Consider the following 21,735-nt stretch of genomic DNA (forward strand, 5'->3'; position numbering starts at 1 on the left):
TGACGATCGACGACGACGCCATCTCCACGCGGAGACACCATCTCCGTCTGCTTCCCGCCCGCATCCCTCGCCCGCAGACCTCGGAGCTGCCGCACCCTCGGGGGCGCAGCTGACTTCCGAGACCCGCCGGCATCCCCGCCCCTCGAGCACGACGGGATGCCCGGGTGCGAGAGCCTTCGACGCCCCCTCCCTCCGGGGGCGGAGGTACAGCCTCGGCCTCGCACGGATGGGGACGGATCGCTCCCGCTCCGTCCCCATCCCCGAGATCGCGCTACCAGCGGACCGCGGAGTTCTCGGCGAGCAGGTCGGGCGACGGGATGCCGATGCCCGCGACGTCGATCTGCGGCACGTCTTCAGCGCCCTCCCACCGCTGCAGCGGAGCATCGACCGACCCGAGATCGGGCTGTGCCGGCGGCGCGGCGACCTCGGAGAACGGGATGCCGGCCGGCCCCGCGACCGGCGCGAACACGACCGCGTCGACAGCGGCCGGGGCGGAGCAGGGCGACAGGGTCTGCAGGTCGGATGGCGCGCTGACGGCCCCCGCGTTGCCCTCCCAGCAGTTCTCGGCGCCCGGCGCCCGCGCGCTCGGCGAGTAGACCAGGTCGAGGCCGTTGCCGCGCAGGGCGTTGCCGGTGATCCGGTTGGCCTCCGGGCCGAGGTCCTCCGCGGAGGTGACGACGACTCCCGCTGCCGGATTCGCCTCGACGAGGTTGGCGGTCACCGCGTTCTCGGTGCCGCCCGCGATGCCGACCCCGATCCCGAAGCCGCCCTCGGCCTGCTCGGGGGTCGCGACCTCGGCGTTCGCGGCGATGACGTTGCCGACCAGGGTGGCCGCCCGCTGGGGTACGTATGCCTCCTGGTAGTCCGAGGCGATGGTCGCGCCGATACGGTTGCCGACGAAGCGGTTGCCGGTGACGATCAGCCCGCCGCCCGCGTTGGCGATCTCGAAGCCCACGGCGTTTCGCTCCGCGACGTTGCCGCTCACGACGATGTTGCACCGCTCGCACTGACCCACGTAGATGCCGGAGTCCGCGCCGCCGGAGGCGTAGGAGTCGGTGATGACGCCGTTCGCCGCGTTGAAGGCGTAGATGCCGTAGAGCCCGTTGTTCGAGGCCGTGACGTGGTCGACACGGAACCCGTCGAGCAGCGGGAAGTCGTCGGTGTCGATCGTCCGGTAGCCGTCGTGGCCGCCGGCCGGGGTGCCGTCGTCGCTGCGCATCCCGGTGACGAGCACGCCGTTCTGCGTGGCGTTGCGCACCGTGAGATTCTGCACGGTCACGCCGGGGGCGGAGACGACCACGCCGTTGCCGCGGCGCACCTCGCCGTCGATGACGACCTCGTCGCGGGCCTCGCCGCGCAGCGTGATGCCGGCCGTGGCGATCGCGACCGTCTCGCGGTACACGCCGGGGGCGACGAGCACGGTGTCGCCCTCGTCGGCGGCCTCGACGGCGTCGGTGATCGTGGGGTGGTCCGCAGGCACGCGCAGCAGCGCCGGGCCGTCGGCGACCTCGGGTGCGGGCGACGACGCAGAGCATCCGGACATCAGCAGTGCCGGGACGAGAACAGCGGATACGAGCAGGGTCAGAGGGGCGACTCGGGCGCGCATCGCCCCATCATAGGCAGCGCGCGGAGCGGGAGCAGTATGAAGCAGGATCACCATCTCGGCGAGCACGGGGAGCGCCCGCGGGGGCTGTCGCGGAGGGCTCTGCTCGGCTCGGGAGGCGCCGCGGCGCTCGGCCTCGCGCTCGCCGGAGCAGCCTCTCCCCGCGGATCGGCAACGGCTTCCGAGCCGGGTCGGACCCGAGTGGATGCCGCGGGCGCGCGCCAGGCGGGCGTCGCCCGACCGCGCATCGCCCAACCGCACCTGGCGCTCGCCGTCTACGACCTGTCCGGCGATCCCGCATCCGTGCTCGCCGATCTCGGCGCGCTGATCCTCGATCTCGTCGAGGGCCGTGATCCGGCGCTCGTCGGCCTCGAGCCGGGCGACCTCACGGTGACGGTCGGCGTCGGGCCGCGCCTCGTCGCGGCCGCGCACCCGGGGGCCCCGGGTGCCGAGCCGCTGCCGAGCTTCCCCCGGGAGGACATCGACGAGCAGCACCGCGGGGGAGACGTGGTTGTGCAGGTGTGCGCTTCCGATCCGCTGCTGCTGCCGCTCGTGCTGGTGCGGGTGGCCGAGAAGACGACCGCGCTGCAGGAGCGGTGGCGACAGCGCGGGACACGCGGCCCCGACGAGAGGGTCCGTCGCGGGCATTCCGCTCCGCGCAACCTCCTCGGCTTCGTCGACGGCATCGCGGTGCCCACGACGAAGGAGGAGTTCGCGGCATCCGTCTGGATCCCCGACGGCCCCGCCGCCGGGGGCACGATCCTGGTCGTCCGCCGCATGGAGGTCGACGTGGCGGCGTTCCGCTCCCTGAGCGTCGGGGAGCAGGAGGCTGCGATCGGTCGCCGTCGCGCGAGCGGTGCGCCGCTCTCGGGCGGACGCATCGGCGACGACGTGGACCTGCAGGCGAAGTCCGCCGACGGCCGTTACCGCATCCCCGCCGACGCGCACGCGCGACGAGCCCACCCGCGACCGGCCGGTGTGCCGCTCATGCTGCGCCGGTCGTATTCGATGGAAGAGCCCCTCGGGCTGCTGTTCATCAGCATGCAGGCGGAGCTGTCGACCTTCACCCGCACGCTCGAGCGGATGTCGGAGGCCGACGCCCTCCTCGCGTTCGCTCGGACCACGGCATCCGGCTCCTTCCTCGTCCTGCCCGGGTTCGACCGTGACCGTCCGCTGGGGTCCTCGCTGTTCGGAGGGCGGTGATGGTCGTGCTGCGTCGCGCGATGAGACGCCGCCTCTGGGGTGCCGCCGCGCTCAGTGCGGCCCTGATCGGCGGAATCGTCGCGACGGTGGCAGTCGCGGGGGCGGGGACTCCCGAACCCGTGCCGACGTCCACGGCCACGAGCGGGCCGCGCGCCCTCAGCACCGACGAGGCCGAGCGCCTCGCTGTCGCGCGCTTCCTCGCGTACCAGTCGGGGAGCACGCAGTTCCGCACGGAGGTGACCGCCGGCGGAGCTCCGGTCGCGCTGCGCGGACGGGTCGACCACCGGGCAGGAGTCGGGATCGCGGCGGCCGAGCTCGACGGGGACACCGCGATCGTGACCTGGAACGCCTCGACCTTCGTCGGCTGGGGCGGCATCGCGGCCGACCCCGGCATCCCCGCGGCACCACCCGCCGAGCCGGGGGGCGCGCGACCGCTCGACCCGTCGACCTCTTCCGTCGACGCGGTCCTGCTCCTCGTGCTGAGCCTGGGGATGGACCGTCCGGAGAACGCGCAGCTGCTCGCGCAGTCGGATGCCGCGTGGCTGCGCGCCGACGAGATCGACGGCGCCCCGGTCGATGTGATCGCCGGCCCGTCTGACGCGGACTCCGCCGAAAGGAAGGGCGGGAACACCCGCTTCTGGATCGACTCAGACGGGCGACTGTTGCGCTTCGAGGCGGATCTCCCCTCGCAGACCGTGACCGTCGATCTCACCCCTGAGCAGGGAGTTCCCGTGCCACTCGCCGCACAACTGGCCGGGTAGCCGGGAGTGGCTGCGTAGTATACCGGAATTCAAGACCGGAAATGCTAACGTTCTGCTGTTTGTTTGCTGTGGGCGCGCTGAGCGTGCCTCCCGTGAGGTCTTGGGGGATCAATGGGACTGTTCGTGACGCATCGTCGACACCCGGAGAAGACGCCGCGGATGCGTGCGCTCGTCGCCGCCTCTCTCGCGGGCGCGATCGCGCTCACCGGAACCCTCGTCGGGGGCCAGGCCGCGACCGCTGCGGATGGCGCGGTGAGCGGCACCGTGTTCCAGGACTTCAACGACAACGGTGTGCGGGATGCCGCCTCAGGCGACTTCGGCGGCGACACCGGACTGCGCGGCGTCTCGGTGACCGCGACGGATTCACGCGGGGTCGTGGTCGGCACCGCGACGACCGCGGCCGACGGCACGTACACGCTGTCGGTGGCCGGAGCGGCGACCGAGGCGGTGCGTGTCGAGTTCACCCTCCCCGCGCCGTTCCGACCCGCCCGCGTCGGTGCGAGCAACGGCAGCAGCGTGCAGTTCGTCACCCTCGGCGCCAGCGGCGTCAGCCTCGGCGCCACCCGCGAGGGCATGGTGCGTACGGAGGGCGGAACGCCGCAGGTGGTCGTGCCGACCCAGCGGTCGATGATCAGCACGAACTTCATGCAGACCACGGCGAATCCCACGCCGAACCACGGCGCGCTCCCCGCGCTGTACTCGATGCCCTACACGACGACCGGTTCTCCGGCCTCCGGGCGCACGGTGCTTGCGACGCAGGGTCAGATCGGAACCGTCTGGGGAACGTCCAACTACGGCACCACTCACGTCTTCAGTGCCGCCTCCTTCCGCCGCAGCACGCCCGTCGGTCCGCAGGGCCTCGGCGCGATCTACATCAGCGACACCACGTCCGGAGCGGCGAATGCCGGTCTCTTCGTGCAGATCCCGAACGCCGGAGCCGACCCGCGCGGCGTCATCGACCCGGCGACCTACGACTGGTTCCACGACGCTGCAGCGTTTCCGGCAGTGGGGAAGATCGGCCTCGGAGACATCGAGGTCTCGAGCGACGGGCGAACCCTGTACGCGGTCAACCTCAACGACAAGAACCTCTACGCCGTGCCCCTGACGCCCGGCGCGACTCCGACCGCGGCGCCCAGCGCGGGAGCGCCCGTGGCGATCCCGCTGCCACTGGGTTCGGTGAGCGGCTGCGCGCCCGCGAACGTCCGTCCGTACGGTCTCGGGACCTTCGACGGCACGGTGTACGCCACCCTCACCTGCACCGGCCCGACGGCAGCCGACCTGCGCGCTGTGGTGGTGCCGATGGACGAGGACACCCGGCAGTTCGGCGCTCCCGTCCTCAGCGTGCGACTCGACTACCCCCGGGCCACCGCCTACAACTCGTCGGGGCCGGCGGGATCGTCGCCCTACAGGCCGTGGTCGGACACGTTCGCCGTCTCGGGCCCGCGCTCCGCGGGTCCGTCGCCGGTGGCGTCGAGCGTCGCCTTCGATTCCGGCGGCAACATCCTGCTGTCGATCAAGGACCGCTCGGGCGACCAGAACGGCGCAGCGCTCGGGAGCACGACGGCATCGGAATCGACCGTGCACACCTACATCGGCGCCGGTGACCTCCTGCGTGCGTGCGTCGACCCCTCCGGTGGCTACACCCTGGAGAACGACGGCTCCTGCGGCGGTGCGACGTCCGGCATGGCCGCGCCCAACGACTGGGGCCCCGGCGGAGGCAAGTTCTATCAGACGATCTTCTCCCGGCTGGCGAGCCAGGTCGACTATCACGGCAACACCGCCCTCGGGTCCGCCCTCCAGATCCCCGGCTATGTGAACACCATGGCCACGGTGGTCGATCCGCTCGACCTCAGCTCCGACGGCGTCCGCGTGTACCAGCACTCCGACGGCACGACTCAGCGCGGAGCGATGATGTCGACCGGCTTCGAGACGAACAGCGGCAGCTTCGTGAAGGCCGGAGGTCTGGGCGACCTGACGACCCTGGCAGACCTGCCCCCGGTCGAGATCGGCAACCGCGTGTGGCTCGACCTCGACGGCGACGGCATCCAGGAGGCGGGCGAAGACCCGATCGCAGGCGTCACCGTGCGCCTGTTCGACACCGCCGGGAACGTCGTGGCCTCGGCCGTCACCGACGCGCAGGGCACCTACATCTTCTCGAGCTCGCCCGGCACCTCGACGGGGTCGACGATCTACGGTCTGCCGCTCACTCCCGACACCGACTACGAAATCCGTCTCGATCGCGCGGCCGACTACGCCGACGGCGGGCCGCTCGACGAGGTGGTGCCGACCCTCACTGCGGCCGGCACCGACGAGGCCGTGGACTCGAACGGGGTGCGGCAGAGCGCGACGCTCGTCACCGCGGCCGTGCGGACGCCCGGTCCCGGTGCCGCCGATCACACCTTCGATTTCGGGTTCACCCCGAGCTACTCGCTGGGCAACCGCATCTGGTTCGACGACGGAGCGGGGGCCGATGCGAACAACGGACGCTTCGACACCGGGGAAGACCCGGTCGAGGGCGCGGTCGTCGAACTCCTCGACGGATCGGGCACCCCCGTCCGTGATGCGGGCGGCGACCCGATCACCGCGACGACGAACGCCGCGGGCTTCTACCGCTTCGACGGACTCGCGCCCGGCACCTACCAGGTGCGCATCGCCGCCTCGAACTTCGCCGACGGCGAGGTGCTCCAGGACTGGGTCTCGTCGACCGGAGCCTCCGCCGTCTTCGACGCGACGAGCAACAACGTCGACAAGGGCCAGGATGCCGCGGACCCGGCGGCCACCGGCATCGTCTCCGCACCGATCGTCCTCGGGCCCGGCGTGACCGGCGAGGCCGACAGCGGAGCCACGGGTGCGGGAGCCAACGGTCCGAAGGGCGACCGGTTCGACAACCTCACGGTCGACTTCGGGCTCGTGCAGCTCATCGATCTCACGCTCGACAAGGAGCTCACCTCGGGATCCGGCCCGTATCGGGTCGGCGACGAGGTGACGTTCCGCCTGACGCCCAGCAACAACGGCCCGGGCACGGCGCGGTCGGGCTTCACCGTCTCCGACCGTCTTCCCGCCGGTCTGGAGTACGTCTCGGCGACCGGGACCGACTGGTCGCCCGCGACCGTCACCGGTCAGGAGATCACGCTCACCTGGCAGGGTGCGGGACTCGACGCGACCGAGGCGGCCGAGCCGATCACGGTCACCGCGCGCGTGGCCAGCACCTCGGCGGGCGATCTCGTCAACGTCGCGGTGGTCGAACCGTCGCCGAACCAGCCGACCCCCGAGACCGTGCCGGTCGGACGCACGCCCGACCGCTACGAGAACGGCGACCCGAACCCGTCGCCCGGCAACCCGTCGAACAATGATGATCGCGCGATCGTCACGGTCGCCGCACCGCCGCTGAGCCTCGGCAACCGCCTCTGGTTCGACACGGGCGCGGGCGCGAACACCGACAACGGACGCTTCGACGACGGTGAGACCCCGGTCGTCGGCGCTGTCGTCGAACTGCTCGACGCCGACGGCGACCCGGTGCTCGTGAACGGCACGCCGGTCACTGCCACGACCGACGCGAACGGCTTCTACCGCTTCGACGGCCTCGCCTCAGGGCAGTACGTCGTGCGCGTCGCCGCCGAGAACTTCGCCGACGGCGGTCCGCTCGCCGCGCAGCTCTCGAGCACGGGCAGCAGCTCCGCGTTCGACAGCGGGTCGAACAATGCGGACAAGGGCACCGACTCGCGGTTCCCCGCGAGCACCGGCATCAGCTCGGCCGTCATCACCCTGGCGCCCGGCACCACGGGCGACGTCGACGCCGGCGCCACCGGCGCGGGGCGGAACGGCCCCTTCGGCGACACCTTCGACAACCTCACCGCCGACTTCGGATTCGTCCCGGCTCTCTCGCTGGGAAACCGGCTGTGGTTCGACAGCGGTGCGGGGGCAGGTCAGGCGAACAACGGTGCCTTCGACGACGGAGAGGACCCGGTGGTCGGCGCGGTCGTCGAACTCCTCGACGGCGTGGGCGGAATCGTGCGGGATGCCGACGGAGACCCGATCACCGCGACGACCGACGCGAACGGCTTCTACCGCTTCGACGGTCTCCCGACCGGCGACTACCGGGTGCGCGTGTCCTCGTCGAACTTCGAGGACGACGGGCCGCTGGCCTCGTGGTTCTCGTCGACGCCCACGTCCTCCGATGCCGCCGCGAACAACCGCGACAAGGGCGAGAACACGACCGATCCGTCGGCGACGGGCGTCACCTCGGGCGTGGTCACCCTGACCCGCACCAACCCGCTCGACGACGTCGACGCGGGCGCGACGGGCGCGGGCGCACACGGGCCGAACGGCGATGCCGCCGACCTGTTGACGGTGGACTTCGGGTTCACGCAGGCCTTCGCGGTCGGCAACCGGGTCTGGACCGACAACAACGGCAACGGGCGTCAGGACGACGGCGAGCCGTCGGTCCCCGGGGTGCTCGTCACGCTGCGAGACGGCTCGGGCAACCCGGTCACCGACCTCAACGGTCAGCCGGTGCCGCCGGTGCGCACGGATGAGAACGGGCGGTACGTCTTCGACAACCTCCCGCCGGGAACCTACACGGTCGCGTTCACCGAGACGCCTCCCGGCTTCCTCTTCACGACGCCGCGTCAAGGTGACGCCGCCGGCGACTCCACTCCGGACCCGAACGGCATCACCCCGCCCTTCGAGGTCGGACCGGGGCGCGACAACACGACCCCCGCCGAGGACGACGACGGCGTGACCGTGGCTCGGCGCATCGACCGCACCATCGACGCGGGAATCGTGCCCGTGCTCGCCGTCGGCGACTTCGTCTGGGTCGATTCCGACCGCAACGGCAGGCAGGATCCCAACGAGGCTCCTGTCGCCGGTGTCACCGTGACGCTGGTCACCCCCGACGGCTCGCCGGCGGTCGACGCGAACGGCACCCCGGTGCCCTCCGTGAAGACCGACGCCAACGGTCACTACGTGTTCGACAACCTGCGTCCCGGCGACTACCGGGTCCGGTTCACCGACCTGCCCGCGGGCTTCATGCCGACCATCCAGTCGGCGCCCGGCGTCTCGACGGCGGCGGACTCCAACCCCGACGCCTCCGGCCTCACCCCGGTGTTCACGCTCTCCGGGGCTGGCACCGACACGCGGCCGGTCACTCCGGCGGACGGGACGACCCGCGCCGTGCGGATCAACCCGACCATCGACCTCGGTATCGCGCAGCAGCTGTACGCCGTGTCGGACTTCGTCTGGTACGACGCCAACCGCAACGGTCGGCAGGATGCCGGCGAGAAGCCAGCGCCCGGCGTCACCGTGACGCTCTTCACCGCCGACGGCACGCCGGCTCTCGACTGGAAGGGCGCTCCGGTGCCGGCGGTGAAGACCGACGCGACCGGACGCTATCTGTTCGACGGTCTGCCGCCCGGCAGCTACTACGTGCAGTTCTCGGGAGTTCCTCGCGGGTTCGAGTTCACCCGTCAGGGCGGCGGAGGCGGCGACGACTCCAACCCGAACCGGGCCGGGCGCAGCCCCGTGTTCACCCTCGGTCCCGGCGCCACCGACATGCGTCTCGTGGTCGGAGCCGACGGCAACCTCGTCGCCTCCTTCATCAACCCGACGATCGACGCGGGTCTCGTGGAGATCGAGCCCCCGCTGCCCGCCACCGGTGGGGCGGTGCCCTGGCTCATCCTCGTGCTCAGCCTCGCGCTGATCGGGGGAGGGGCGAGCCTGCTCGTCATCCGTCGCCGAAGGACCTGAACGGAACAGCCATGCACGCAGCGAAGAAGCGCCGGAACCGGTGGTCCAGGGTCCTCGCGGGAATCGCTGCGGGTGCGCTCGCTGCCGGGGTGCTGACGTTCGTCAGCGCCCCGGCCGCGCAATCGGCGACGGCGACCGGAGGCACGGGCCGTTTCCTCTCCACCATCAACTGGTTCTCGTGGGGAGCGAACGGCGCGCCGCTCGCGAACAACACCACCCGCACCAACACCATCACCGTCGGCGGACAGCAGCTGGCGATCACCTGCACCATCTCCGACCTGCAGGGCACCGGTGGCCTCGCTTCCTACCGTCCGGGAGACTGGGGCGGTGACGGCCTCGACGACATGTACAACATCGGCGGCACGGGAGGGAATAACCAGCTGATCGTGGGGCTGCGAGGTGGGCCCAGCGGGAACGCGAACTTCGACCTGGACTGCTCGGCCACGTTCGATGGAGACCCCATCGAGCTCGCCGGGATGGTGATCGCCGATGCCGAGCAATCCGGAAACGCGGAGTACGTCGGGGCTACTGCGCCCCCCGGCGCGACGTGGCGCATCATCGACCGCTACCGCGACCCCGCATGCAACTTCTCGACGCTCGGATTCCGGCAAGGCGGTCGACTCGACCTCCGCACGAGCATGACCGGCGGGTGTGGTGCGGGTCCGACTGCGGTCGCCTTCCTCGAAGACGCGACGTCGCTCGACGACGTCACGGTGCGCGGTGGCGGCATCAGCGCGGTCGCGGTCGGCGTCGCGGTGACGCTCGACTTCGGCGATGCTCCCGCGTCCTACGACGTGGCCGGCGCCGTGTCGCAGTTCCGCTATACGGGCGGCACCATCCCCGAGTCGACGGGGACCTGGAACCTGCAGACCAACCCCGGCGTCGATCTCTTCGGGTCCGGTTTCAGTCTGGCGTCCCCGGCAGCACCGCACATCCGCCTCGGCTCGAACACCGACATCGAGACCGCGCAGCCGTTCTCGGCCAACGCTCTCGGCGACGACGGCACGGGGCAGACGTTCTGGGGAGGTCCCGACGACGAGACGCTCGCGATCCCGTCGACGAACACCGTGCTCCCCGGGGGCACGTTCTCGCTGCCGATCGCCTGCTCGGGCACCTCGCAGCTCGCGGGCTGGATCGACTGGAATCGCAACGGCACGTTCGACACGGCCGAGCGGTCAGCCGTCCGACGCTGCGCGACCGGTGCCTCCCTCACCTGGGATGTGCCGACCGACATCCCTGCCGACGGCGCGACCTACCCGACCTTCGCCCGCATCCGCACGGGGAAGGCCGCCGGCGCATCGCCGACGGGATTCACGCCCGACGGCGAAGTCGAAGATCATCCCTTCGCCTTCACCACCGTCGCCGCGGACGCCGTCGACGACACCGCGAACACCCCCGCCGACACGGCGGTGACCGTCCCCGTGCTCGCGAACGACAACGCCGGCGCCGGTGCGACCATGCAGCCGAGCACCGTCGTGTTCACGAGCACCGACGCGACGGACTCCGGTCGTCGCCTCGACGTGCCGGGCGAGGGCGTCTACACGATCGATCCCGCGACGGGCAGTGTCACCTTCACGCCCGCTGCCGGTTTCACGGGGCGAGCCACGCCCGTCGAGTACCGGGCCTTCAACAACACTGCGTCGGTCGGCCCCGGGTCGACGGCCCTCGTCACCGTGACCGTGGGCGGGCCGTCGACAGCGGCGGACGACGCGGCGACGACGCCGCAGAACGTCACGGTCGCTGTCGATCCCCTGGAGAACGATCGCGTCGGCGACGACGGTACCGGCGTCACCGGAACCTTCGACCCGCGCAGCGTCGTGCTCAGCTCCCCGGCAGCGGTCGACGGCGGCAAGCGGCTCGAGGTTCCGGGCGAGGGAGTCTGGACCGTCGACCCGCAGACCGGCGTCATCCGGTTCGATCCCGAGCCCGCGTTCCGAGGTACGGCAGCGCCGGTGGCGTACTCGGTCAGGGACTCCTTCGGCAACACCGTCTCCGCCGAGGTGACGGTGCGGGTCACCCCGGTGACCCCACGCGCCGTCGACGACGAGGTCACCGTGGCGTTCGACACCCCGCTCACGTTCGACGTGGTGTCGAACGATGAACCGGGGGCGCCGTCCACTCCGCTCGACCGACGCTCCGTCGTGTTCACGTCGCCGGACGCCACCGACGGCGGACGCAGCCTCGATGTGCCGGGACAGGGGTCGTTCTCGATCGCACCGACCACCGGCGACGTCACCTTCACTCCCGTCGACGGGTTCTCCGGTGCGGTCGATCCCGTCGCGTATCGCGTGAGCGACGAGAACGGCACGACGACGGATGCCGTGATCCGCGCCCGCATCACTGAACCGCCGACCGCCAACCCCGACACGCTCACCACCCCGCAGAACGTCACCGCGACCATCGATCCGCTCGGGAACGACGGGCCGGGCCGCACCGGCACGTTCGACCGCGGCAGCGTGGTGTTCACGAGCCCCGACGCGACGGCAGGTGGGCGACAGCTCGTCATCCCCGATCAGGGCACCTGGACGATCGATGCGACGACCGGCATCGCGACGTTCGATCCTCTCCCGGGCTTCGTGGGCGTCACGACCCCGGCGGCCTACAGCGTGAGCCTGACCGCCGGCACATCGGCGACGTCGACACTCTCCGCTCGCGTCACGGCGGTCACCCCGACCGCCGTCTCGGATGCCGCGCGCACGCCGTTCCGGACGCCGGCCACGGTCCCGGTCCTCGACAACGACCGGGCGGGCGCCGACACCGCGCCTCTCGACAGCCGGTCGGTCGTGCTCACGAGCCCGAACGCGATCGACGGCGGGGCGGCGCTGGTCGTCGCCGGGCAGGGCCGGTACGACGTCACCGCCGCCGGTGCGATCACGTTCTCGCCCGAAGCGGGCTTCACCGGCTCCGCGACGCCCGTGTCGTACCGCGTTCTCGATGCGAACGGCACGGCGGCCACCGCGACGCTGACGGTCTCGGTCGACCTGCCCCCGGCCGCAGAGGCCGTCGCCGACATCGCTGCCACGACACAGAACATCGACGTCACGATCGACGTGCTCGCGAACGACCGGCGTCCTGACGGCGTGACCGTGGATCCGGCATCCGTGATCTTCACCAGCGGCACCGCCACCGACAGCGGCCGACGTCTCGTGGTGCCGAACGAGGGCACCTACACGATCGATCCGGCGACCGCCGTCGTGACCTTCGATCCTCTGCCCGCGTTCACCGGCACCGCGACGCCCGTGTCGTATCGCATCACCGACAGCTTCGGACGCACGAGCACCGCGCCGGTCACGGTGACGGTACGGTCGGCGAACCCCGACGCCCGCGATGACTCCGCCCGCACGGGCTACCGCGAGGCCGTGACGATCGACGTGCTCCGCAACGACCTCCGCGGTGCCGCGAACGCGGCTCTCGTGCCGTCGACCGTGCGGCTCACCAGTCCGCAGGCCACCGACAGCGGCCATCGTCTCGCCGTCGCGGGAGAGGGCGTCTGGACGGTCGACGCGGTCACCGGAGCCGTGACGTTCACCCCCGACACCGGGTTCTCCGGACCGGCGACCCCCGTCGGCTACCGCGTCGCCGACAGCAACACCGCGACCGACACGGCCACCGTCGACGTCACCGTCGACGCGCCGGCCGCCCCGACCGCCTCACCCGACACGGCCACCACCCCGCAGAACGTGAACGTCACGGTGAATCCCCTCGCGAACGATACCTCCGCCACGGGCGAGGCGCTCGCCGGGAGCCGCGTGCACTTCACGTCCGCCGATGCGACGAACGACGGACGCCGTCTGGTCGTCGCGGGTCAGGGCACGTACGTGATCGACCCCGTGTCGGGCGTCGTCACCTTCGACCCGCTGCCCGAGTTCACCGGCGCGGCGACCGCCGTCGGCTACGAGGTGACCGACTCCTTCGGATCGACCGCGTCGTCGACCATCACGGTCACGGTCACCCCGATCGCGCCCGTGGCCGTCGACGACACCGCGACCACCGCGTACAACACGCCGGTCACGGTGGACGTCAGCGCGAACGATCGCGCGGGTGCGGCATCCGCTCCCCTCTCTCGTCGTTCCCTCCTGCTCGTCGACCAGGGAGCGACCGACGCGGGCCGTCGCCTCGTCATTCCGGGGCAGGGCACGTACGAGCTCAACTCGACCAGCAGCGCGATCATCTTCACGCCCCTGTCGACCTTCACCGGCACGGCCACGGGAGCGCGCTACCGCATCCTCGACGCGAACGGGAGCGAGGCGAGGGCGACGCTCACGGTCACCGTGGCACTCCCGGCCGCGCCGGTCGCCCGCGCTGACACCGCGACCACGCCGCAGAACACCGACGTCACGATCGAGCCGTCGGCGAACGACTCCGGCACCGGCCTCGACCGCACGAGCGTGATCTTCACCGTGCCCGCGGCGACCGACGCGGGCAAGACGCTCGTCGTGACCGGGCAGGGGACCTGGCGCATCGATCCGACCACCGGTGCGATGACGTTCGATCCCGTCCCCGGCTTCGTGGGGGATGCTGTCGCCGCCTACCGCATCACCGATGGATTCGGTCAGACCACGACATCGACCGCGACCGTCACGGTCACCGCCGTCACCCCGATCGCGGTCGCCGACTCGGCGTCGACCCCGTTCGGCACCCCTGTCACGGTGCGGATCCTCGACAACGACAGCGCGGGCGCGGCGTCCGCTCCTCTCGATCCGACGACCGTCGTGCTCACCGATCCGGCTGCGACCGACGGCGGCAAGCGCCTCGACGTGCCGGGGCAGGGGGTGTGGACGATCGACCAGACGACGGGTGCGGCGACCTTCACACCGTCGGCCGGGTTCGCGGGTGCGGCCACGCCGGTGACCTACTCCGTGCGCGACGCGAACGGCACCACGGCATCCGCACCGGTCCGGGTGAGCGTCGAGCTCCCGGCCGCGCCGATCGCGCGGGCGGACTCCGTGACGACGCCGCAGAACGTCGCCGTCACGATGCCCCTGCTCGACAACGACGAGACCTTCGACGGCAGGCAGCCCGATCCCGCGACGGTCGTCTTCACCTCGCCCGACGCCACAGCGGGCGGCACTGTGCTCGTCGTGCCGGGAGAGGGAACGTGGCAGATCGACCAGGCGACGGGCGCTGCCACCTTCATCCCTGAGCCGCAGTTCACCGGAGCCGCGACCGCCGTCGAGTACCGGATGGCCGATGCGTTCGGTCGTCAGGCGACCGCGACCCTCGCGGTGCAGGTGGTCGCGATCACGCCGATCGCGGTCGACGACGAAGCGGTCGGGCCGTTCCAGAACCCCGTGGCCATCGATGTGCTCGCCAACGACAGGGCGGGCGCCGACTCGGCCCCGCTGGTCCGCTCGAGCCTGCGGCTCACCTCACCCGATGCGACGGACGACGGACGACGCCTCGTCGTCGCCGGCGAGGGGACGTGGACGGTCGACCCGGTCACGGGGGTCCTCACGTTCGATCCGGTCGACGGTTTCACCGGCGAGGCGACGGCGGTGGACTATCGCGTGACCGATGCGAACGGCACCCGCGCCACGGCCGAGGTGCGGGTCACGGTCGGCAGCATCCCGCGAGCGGACGACGACCCGTTCGACACCCCGCAGAACGTCACGATCACGGTGGATCCGCTCGAGAACGACGTCCCCGGCGACGGTGGAGCCGGGACTCCGGGAACCATCGACCGGACCTCGGTGGCGTTCACCTCGCCCGATGCGACCGCGGGTGGAAAGCGCCTCGTCGTCTCCGGCGAGGGCGTGTACACCATCGACCCGCAGAGCGGCCAGGTCACATTCGACCCCGACCCCGGCTTCAGCGGACGGGCGACTCCCGTCGGCTACACCTGGGTCGACAGCTTCGCCGGGCGCGCGAACGCCCGTCTGCTCCTGTCCGTCACGGCGGTGACACCCAGCGTCGTCGACGACACGAGTTCCACGCCTTTCGGACGACCGGTGTCGGTGCCCGTGCTCGGCAATGATGCGCCGGGCGCTCCATCCGCGCCGCTCGACCCCGGGAGCGTGGTCTTCACCGACCCCGACGCGACCGACGGAGGTCGCACCCTCGTGGTCCCCGACGAGGGGACGTGGTCGATCGACCCGGCATCCGGCGTGGTGACGTTCACGCCCGCAGAGGGATTCGCGGGTGTCGCGACCACCGTGCAGTACCGCGTGACCGACGCGAACGGCACCAGGGGCACCGCGGGGGTCACCGTCACCGTCGAGAGGCCGACACCGCCCGTGGCGGTCGACGACGACGCCGTGACGCCGCAGAACGTGACCGTCACCGTGCCGGTGCTCGGCAACGACACGTCCCCCGCCGGATCGTCGCTCGTGCCGTCGTCCGTGCGGTTCACCTCGCCGACCGCGACCGACGCGGGCACGACCCTCGCGGTCGACGGACAGGGCACCTGGACCGTGACCGACACCGGAGCGGTCCGCTTCGATCCGCTGCCCGGTTTCACGGGCGCGGCGACGCCGGTCGCCTACGCGGTGTCGGACCCCTACGACCAGGAGGTCACCGCGACCGTCACCGTCACGGTGACCCCGATCACACCGCGTGCCCAGGACGACAGCGGATCCGCCGCGTTCGATCAGCCGGCCACCATCGCCGTGCTCGACAACGACGCCGCGGGTGCGGCCTCCGCCCCGCTCGACCCGTCGAGCGTGGCCCTGACGTCCGACCGCTCGACGGCTGACGGCACGCGTCTGGCCGTCGACGGCGAAGGCGTCTGGACCGTCGACCGCGGCACCGGAACCGTGACCTTCACCCCCGAGCCGGGATTCACCGGAGAGGCGACCCCTGTCGAGTACTCGGTCGCCGACGCCAACGGCACCAGGGCGGCGGCGATCGTGCGGGTGGGCATCGCGCTGCCGGCGCCGCCGGCCGCGACCTCGGATGCCGTGACCACCGGTCAGAACGTCACGGTGACGGTCCCCGTGCTCGACAACGACCGCGCGCCGGCCGGGTCGTCACTCGATCCGGCCTCGGTGCGGTTCACGGCGCCGGGAGCAGGCGACGGCGGCACGACTCTGGTCGTTCCCGGCGAAGGCACCTGGCGCGTCACGACCGACGGACGCATCGCCTTCGATCCCGAGCCCGCCTTCATCGGACCCGCCACGCCGGTTGCCTACGGTGTGAGCGACCCGTACGGGCAGGAGAGCACCGCCACCGTCTCGGTCACCGTGACGGCCATCACCCCCACGGTGACCGACGACCGGGCGACCACCGCGTTCGACCGCTCGGCCACGGTCGACGTGCTGGCGAACGATCGAGCGGGCGCTGCCACGGCGCCGCTCACGCCGACGAGCGTCGTGTTCACCGACCCCGCCGCGACGGACGGCGGAAAGCGGCTCGTCGTTCCGGGCCAGGGCACATGGACGGTCGATCCGCAGACCGGGACCGTCGGATTCGCGCCCGTCCAGGGCTACGTCGGCACCACGACGCCCGTGGGCTACTCCGTCGCCGACGGGAACGGCACGAGGGGGTCGGCGACGATCACCGTGACGGTCGCGCCGCCCGCCCCACCCGCGGCCGTGGACGATACGGCGAGCACGGCGCAGAACGTCACCGTCTCGATCGATCTGCTCCGCAATGACACGGTGCCGACCGGATCGGCACTCGACCCGGCATCCGCGCGCTTCACGGCTCCGGGGGCGACGGCGGACGGTCGGTCGCTCGTCGTACCCGGAGAGGGTGTCTGGACGATGGATGCCGCGGGCACGGCGACCTTCGACCCCGAGCCCGGGTTCACGGGCACCGCGACGCCGGTGGGGTACCGGGTGTCGGACCGCTACGGACAGCCCGCGACAGCGCAGGTCACCGTCACCGTGACGTCCGTCACGCCGAGCGCGACGGACGACGCGGCGTCGACGCCCTTCGACGCGCCGATCACGGTCGACGTCGTCGCGAACGACGCCGCTGGTGCGGCATCTGCCCCTCTCGTCCCGGCGAGCACCCGCTTCACCTCCGTCGACGCGACCGATGGCGGCACCCGTCTCGAGCGCGCCGATCAGGGGGTCTTCACGATCGACCCCGCGACCGGGCTCGTGCGGTTCGAGCCCGTTCCCGGATTCGTGGGACGCGCGGATGCCGTCTCCTATCGCGTCGCGGATGCCAACGGCACCACGGCGACCGCCGCACTCATCGTGACCGTCCTGCCTCCGGCTGCACCGGTCCCGGTCGACGATGCGCGCAGCACGCCGCAGAACGTCACCGTGACACTGCGGCCGCTCGACAACGACACGGCAGCGCCCGGTTCGCCTCTCGTCGTGGGCAGTCTGGCGTTCACCTCTCCGCAGGCGACGGATGCCGGGACCCGGCTCTCGATCCCCAGCGAAGGCGTGTACACGATCGATCCGCTGAGCGGTCAGGTCGCGTTCGACCCGGAGCCCGCGTTCCGCGGCGCGGCGACGCCCGTCGAGTACCGGATCTCCGACCGCTACGGGCAGAGCGGCACCGCCAGGATCACGATCACGGTCGGCGAGATCTCACCGATCGCGCGCGACGATGAGGCCGCGACCCGCAACGCCCAGCCCGTGACGGTCGACGTGCTCGCCAACGACGCCGCCGGTGCGGAGTCCGCGCCGCTCGACCCGGCATCCGTGCGCTTCACCTCGCCCGAGGCGACCGACGACGGACGCGCACTGCTCGTGCCGGGGCAGGGCGAGTGGCGCATCGATCCGGACACGGGCTCGGTCACCTTCTCGCCGGTCCCGGGCTTCGAGGGCCCGGCGGGCGTGGAGTACTCGGTCGCCGACACCAACGGCACCCGCGTGACGGCGGGCGTGCGCGTGCTCGTGGGCGAGACCCCGGTGGCGGAACCCGACCGGTCCTCGACGTCTTTCGGGCCGGTCACGCTCGATCCGCTCGCCAACGACCGTCCCGGTGACGGCGCTCCGCTCGACCGGCGCACCCTGCGGCTCACGCTCATCGGCATGCCGGGTGGATCCCAGCTCAGCGACGAAGGTCGCACGCTGGTCGTGCCGTCGCAGGGCCGCTGGGTCGTGAACTCCGACGGCACCGTCACGTTCACGCCGAGCGCGGGATTCTCCGGCACCACGACACCGGTGACCTACACGGTGCAGGATGCCGACGGCACCGTCGTGAGCTCGACGATGTCGATCACGATGTCCGCGGCGCCGCCCGCGTCGGGCGTCGGACCGGGCGTGCTCGCGTGGACCGGCGCGGAGCCGACGGGGCCCGTGCTCACCGGGCTCGCGCTGCTGGCGCTCGGCGCCCTCGTGTTCACGGTGGGGAGGCTGCGTCGTCCGGGCGTGCGTCGACGCTCGACCGGCGGGATGGGTTAGAGCTCCCAGACCATCGTCATCGTGCCGGGACCGAACCCGTACTCGGCGTGGGTCACGCACGTGCCGTTGATCGGCACGGTGTGCGATCGCGACGACTCCTCGGAGTCGACGATCACGCGGCAGCGGCGCGGAGGAGCGGCGGGGTCGAAGACGGCGTGCAGCGCGACCTCCGCCTGGCGACGCGGGGCGACGAGCGTGAACGTCTCGTCGGGGGCGCTCCCCGGCGCGTTCGTCGACTCGCGTTCCGTCATCACGATCTCGCCCTGGCGGAGCGGGGCGTGCAGCCGCAGCGTCGTGCGCAGCAGCTGTAGGTCGAGGTCGACGACGGTGTCGACGAGGTCGCACCCGATGCTGCCGCGGATCTCGGGTGCGACCTCGTCGCGCAGACCGTAGAACACGGTGGCGTCGCGGGCCCCGTCGACCGCCGCCTGCCAGACGGTGCGGTTCACGGTGCGGGCGATCCTGCCCGCGCGGTCGAGGTGCAGCAGGATGGCGCCCGAGCGCTCGAGGAGTTCCGGCTGCGGCTCCTCGGTGAGCGGATGCGCTGGCAGCTCCGACAGTGCGGCGTACGAGCGGTACCGGGTGGGGCGCACCCGCCGTGAGGGCCCGAGCGAGGCGGCGAGCTCGCCGTCGTCGAGGTCGAGTAGCCGTTCGAGCTCGGCGACGACGTCGAGGGAGGTGTCCTTCTCGGGGCGGCGGGCACCCGACTGCCACATCGAGAGCGTGGCGACGCTGATGTCGTGACCGCGGTCGCCCAGGCGGCGCTGCAGTGCGCGCAGGGAGACACGGCGGTGGGCGATCGCGGCGCGCAGCGCATCGGCGAAGGCGCTGACCGCGCACGTCCTCTCGGTGCCTGTGTCCGCTGTCATACGATCCGGTTCCCTGCCGCGCGACGTGTCTCGCGTCGCGATCCACTGCGTTCTGGAACCGAATCCTATGGTTTTCAACCGGTCTTACCGGTATACGTTTGCCGCCCTGGTCTGCGGGGGAGAAGCGAGCGCCTCCGAGACCCCCGGCAGCAGCTTCGTCGCGATCCGACCGAGCTGCTCGCGCTCCTCCTCGGTGAGCGGATCGAGCACGAGCTCCCTGATCTGCGCGACGTGCACCGGGGCCGCCCCGCGCAGCAGCTCGCGCCCCTCGGGGGTGAGGGCAGCGGTGAGCGTGCGCTTGTCCCGGCCGCACGTCGTGCGGGTGACCCAGCCGCGCTCCTCCAGCACGTCGAGGGCGTGACTCAGCCGCGACCTGCTGAGGCCCGCGATACCGGCGAGGTCCGTCATCGTGATGGCCGCGGCATCCTCCCTCGCGAGCGAGACGAGGATCGCGTAGTACGCGTGCTTGAGCCCCGTCTCGGCCTTGAGGGTGCGGTCGAGGACCTGGGGGAGCAGCTGCACGAAGCGGATCGTCGGCAGCCATGTCGCCATCTCGGCGTCGTCCAGCTGCCGCTCGCTCATCATGCCGCCGACAGGTCGATGGTGTGCGAGGTGTGGTCGCGCTTGGCCTCGAGGTAGCGGTGGTTCGCCGTCGTCTCGTGCACGCCCGTGCGCACCTGCTCGACGACCTCGATGCCGAGCCCGGCGAGCTGCGCGGCCTTGTCGGGGTTGTTGCTCAGGAGGCGGATGCGGTCGACGCCCACCGCCTGCAGCATCTGCGCGGCGACGGTGTAGTCGCGCTCGTCCTCGCCGCGGCCGAGCGCGACGTTGGCCTCGTAGGTGTCGAGGCCGGAGTCCTGCAGCGCATAGGCGTCGAGCTTCGCGTAGAGGCCGATGCCGCGTCCCTCCTGGCGCAGATAGAGGAGGAAGCCGCCCTCGTCGGCGATGCGCTCCACGGCCTCGCGCAGCTGCGGTCCGCAGTCGCACCGCTCCGAGCCGAACACGTCGCCGGTGAGGCACTCGCTGTGCGGACGCACGAGCGGCGCGTCGCCGCCGTCCGCCGAACGCTCGAGAGCGCCTCGCCAGTCGCCGAGCCCGAGCAGCAGGTGCTCGCGCCCGTCGGCGAGGCCGTCGAAGGTGACCACGTCCGCCGTCGTGGAGTATCCGTCGCCGAAGCGCATCGGCACCCGTACGCGCGTCCGCTCGGTCGCGAGCGGGACGACGGTTGAAGTTTCAATCATGTGGGGTGAAACGCGCGCCCCGCGCTTCTATTCCCGCGACGTCGTCGCAGCTTCTCGCGTCGCCGCCGGACGCCGGCGACGCACCAGCTTCAGCTCGCTGGCGAGGATGCCGAACACGACCAGCGCCCCGCCGAGCAGAGCCGTGACGGGCAGGCGCTCGCCGGCGATGCGTCCGATGACCGCGGCCCAGACCGGCTCGCCCGCGTAGATGATGGTGGCGCGCGTGGGGGAGACCGACTTCTGCGCCCAGTTCATCGTGAGCTGGATGAGGCAGCTCGCTGCGCCCAGTCCGACCGCGCAGCCGACCCAGACCCACGAGAACGCGGGCAGCGACTCGCCGACGATCGGCATCGTGAGGAGTCCGAGGAGGCCGGCCGTGAGGAGCTGGACCACCGTGATCCGCCCGAGGTCGATGCGCCCGGCGAACAGCGAGATGAGGATGATCTCGGCGGCGATCGGCAGGGTGCTGATCATCGTGATGATCTCGCCGGAGCCGAGGCTCAACGCGAAGGCGTCGGGTCCCGCGATGAGCACGAGTCCCACGAACGCGAGTCCTGCGCCGACGAAGGCCATGACCGGAGGCCGACGCCGGAAGACCGCCCACTGCGCGAGCGGCACCAGCGGCACGTACATCGCCGTGATGAAGGCGGAGGTGCTGGAGTCGATCGTCTGCAGGCCCACGGTCTGCAGGCCGTACCCCAGGTGGATCATCACGCCGATCGCGACTCCGGCGCCGATGTCACGCCAGCGGATGCCGCGCAGCGCGCCCCGGAAGATGACGACGCTGATCGCGCCGGCGACGAGGAAGCGGAGACCGACGAAGAACCACGGCCCGGAGTGCTGCATCGCCCAGTGCACGAGCAGGAAGGTGCTGCCCCACACGGCGGTGATCGCGATGAGGGCGGTCTCCTGTGGGCGGAGCCGCATCCAGCGGAGTCGAGAGGGCATGCTGTCCCTTCCCGACGCGGCCTTCACGAGCCTACCGCCGCGGTGACGCGACGAACGTGACGG

9 protein-coding genes are annotated in these 21,735 nt (G+C 71.6%); 4 read left to right on the plus strand and 5 right to left on the minus strand.

The window, feature by feature from the left end; translation table 11 throughout:
- Positions 1–271: 271 nt before the first annotated feature.
- Positions 272–1,606, minus strand: a complete 1,335-nt coding sequence (locus tag MRBLWO14_RS09915) for a NosD domain-containing protein (RefSeq protein WP_341932992.1) — start codon at positions 1,604–1,606, stop codon at positions 272–274.
- A gap of 36 nt (positions 1,607–1,642) precedes the next feature.
- On the opposite strand from MRBLWO14_RS09915, the gene MRBLWO14_RS09920 reads away from it, so the two are divergent.
- From MRBLWO14_RS09920 to MRBLWO14_RS09935, 4 genes are all read left to right on the plus strand, one after another.
- Positions 1,643–2,806 carry a Dyp-type peroxidase gene (locus tag MRBLWO14_RS09920; RefSeq protein WP_341932993.1) on the plus strand — a complete coding sequence of 388 codons (1,164 nt, stop codon included), beginning with the start codon at positions 1,643–1,645 and terminating at the stop codon, positions 2,804–2,806.
- A 20-nt stretch (positions 2,807–2,826) separates the two neighbouring features.
- Positions 2,827–3,567: a hypothetical protein gene (locus MRBLWO14_RS09925; RefSeq protein WP_341932994.1), complete on the plus strand. Its 741-nt coding sequence runs from the start codon at positions 2,827–2,829 to the stop codon at positions 3,565–3,567.
- A gap of 111 nt (positions 3,568–3,678) precedes the next feature.
- Entirely contained in the window at positions 3,679–9,312 is a 5,634-nt protein-coding gene (locus MRBLWO14_RS09930) for an SdrD B-like domain-containing protein (protein WP_341932995.1), read from the plus strand.
- 11 nt (positions 9,313–9,323) lie between these two features.
- On the plus strand, positions 9,324–18,614 hold the full coding sequence (locus MRBLWO14_RS09935) for a CshA/CshB family fibrillar adhesin-related protein (RefSeq protein WP_341932996.1): 9,291 nt from the start codon (positions 9,324–9,326) through the stop codon (positions 18,612–18,614).
- Here the strand turns inward: MRBLWO14_RS09935 and MRBLWO14_RS09940 are convergent.
- The 4 genes from MRBLWO14_RS09940 to MRBLWO14_RS09955 all read right to left on the minus strand — a co-directional run bounded on the left by MRBLWO14_RS09940 (position 18,611) and on the right by MRBLWO14_RS09955 (position 21,672).
- Positions 18,611–19,483, minus strand: coding sequence for a helix-turn-helix transcriptional regulator (locus MRBLWO14_RS09940; protein ID WP_341932997.1), 873 nt, complete (start codon positions 19,481–19,483; stop codon positions 18,611–18,613). The two genes, MRBLWO14_RS09935 and MRBLWO14_RS09940, sit on opposite strands and share 4 nt — an antisense overlap.
- A gap of 84 nt (positions 19,484–19,567) precedes the next feature.
- Positions 19,568–20,065, minus strand: coding sequence for a MarR family transcriptional regulator (locus MRBLWO14_RS09945; protein WP_341932998.1), 498 nt, complete (start codon positions 20,063–20,065; stop codon positions 19,568–19,570).
- Entirely contained in the window at positions 20,065–20,724 is a 660-nt protein-coding gene (gene ribA / locus MRBLWO14_RS09950) for a GTP cyclohydrolase II (protein ID WP_341932999.1), read from the minus strand. The genes MRBLWO14_RS09945 and ribA overlap by 1 nt, the downstream gene beginning before the upstream one ends.
- A 27-nt stretch (positions 20,725–20,751) precedes the next feature.
- The gene (locus MRBLWO14_RS09955) at positions 20,752–21,672 is read right to left on the minus strand and encodes a DMT family transporter (RefSeq protein ID WP_341933000.1); all 921 of its coding nucleotides are present in this window, start codon (positions 21,670–21,672) and stop codon (positions 20,752–20,754) included.
- Positions 21,673–21,735: the final 63 nt, after the last annotated feature.

Source organism: Microbacterium sp. LWO14-1.2 (assembly GCF_038397715.1).
GTDB lineage: Bacteria > Actinomycetota > Actinomycetes > Actinomycetales > Microbacteriaceae > Microbacterium.

Coding starts and splice junctions, on each gene's coding strand:
- MRBLWO14_RS09940 (WP_341932997.1), bottom strand. CDS start 19,483: ATGACAGCGGACACAGGCACCGAGAGGACGTGCGCGGTCAGCGCCTTC.
- MRBLWO14_RS09955 (WP_341933000.1), bottom strand. CDS start 21,672: ATGCCCTCTCGACTCCGCTGGATGCGGCTCCGCCCACAGGAGACCGCC.
- MRBLWO14_RS09915 (WP_341932992.1), bottom strand. CDS start 1,606: ATGCGCGCCCGAGTCGCCCCTCTGACCCTGCTCGTATCCGCTGTTCTC.
- MRBLWO14_RS09925 (WP_341932994.1), top strand. CDS start 2,827: ATGAGACGCCGCCTCTGGGGTGCCGCCGCGCTCAGTGCGGCCCTGATC.
- MRBLWO14_RS09920 (WP_341932993.1), top strand. CDS start 1,643: ATGAAGCAGGATCACCATCTCGGCGAGCACGGGGAGCGCCCGCGGGGG.
- ribA (WP_341932999.1), bottom strand. CDS start 20,724: ATGATTGAAACTTCAACCGTCGTCCCGCTCGCGACCGAGCGGACGCGC.
- MRBLWO14_RS09945 (WP_341932998.1), bottom strand. CDS start 20,065: ATGAGCGAGCGGCAGCTGGACGACGCCGAGATGGCGACATGGCTGCCG.
- MRBLWO14_RS09930 (WP_341932995.1), top strand. CDS start 3,679: ATGGGACTGTTCGTGACGCATCGTCGACACCCGGAGAAGACGCCGCGG.
- MRBLWO14_RS09935 (WP_341932996.1), top strand. CDS start 9,324: ATGCACGCAGCGAAGAAGCGCCGGAACCGGTGGTCCAGGGTCCTCGCG.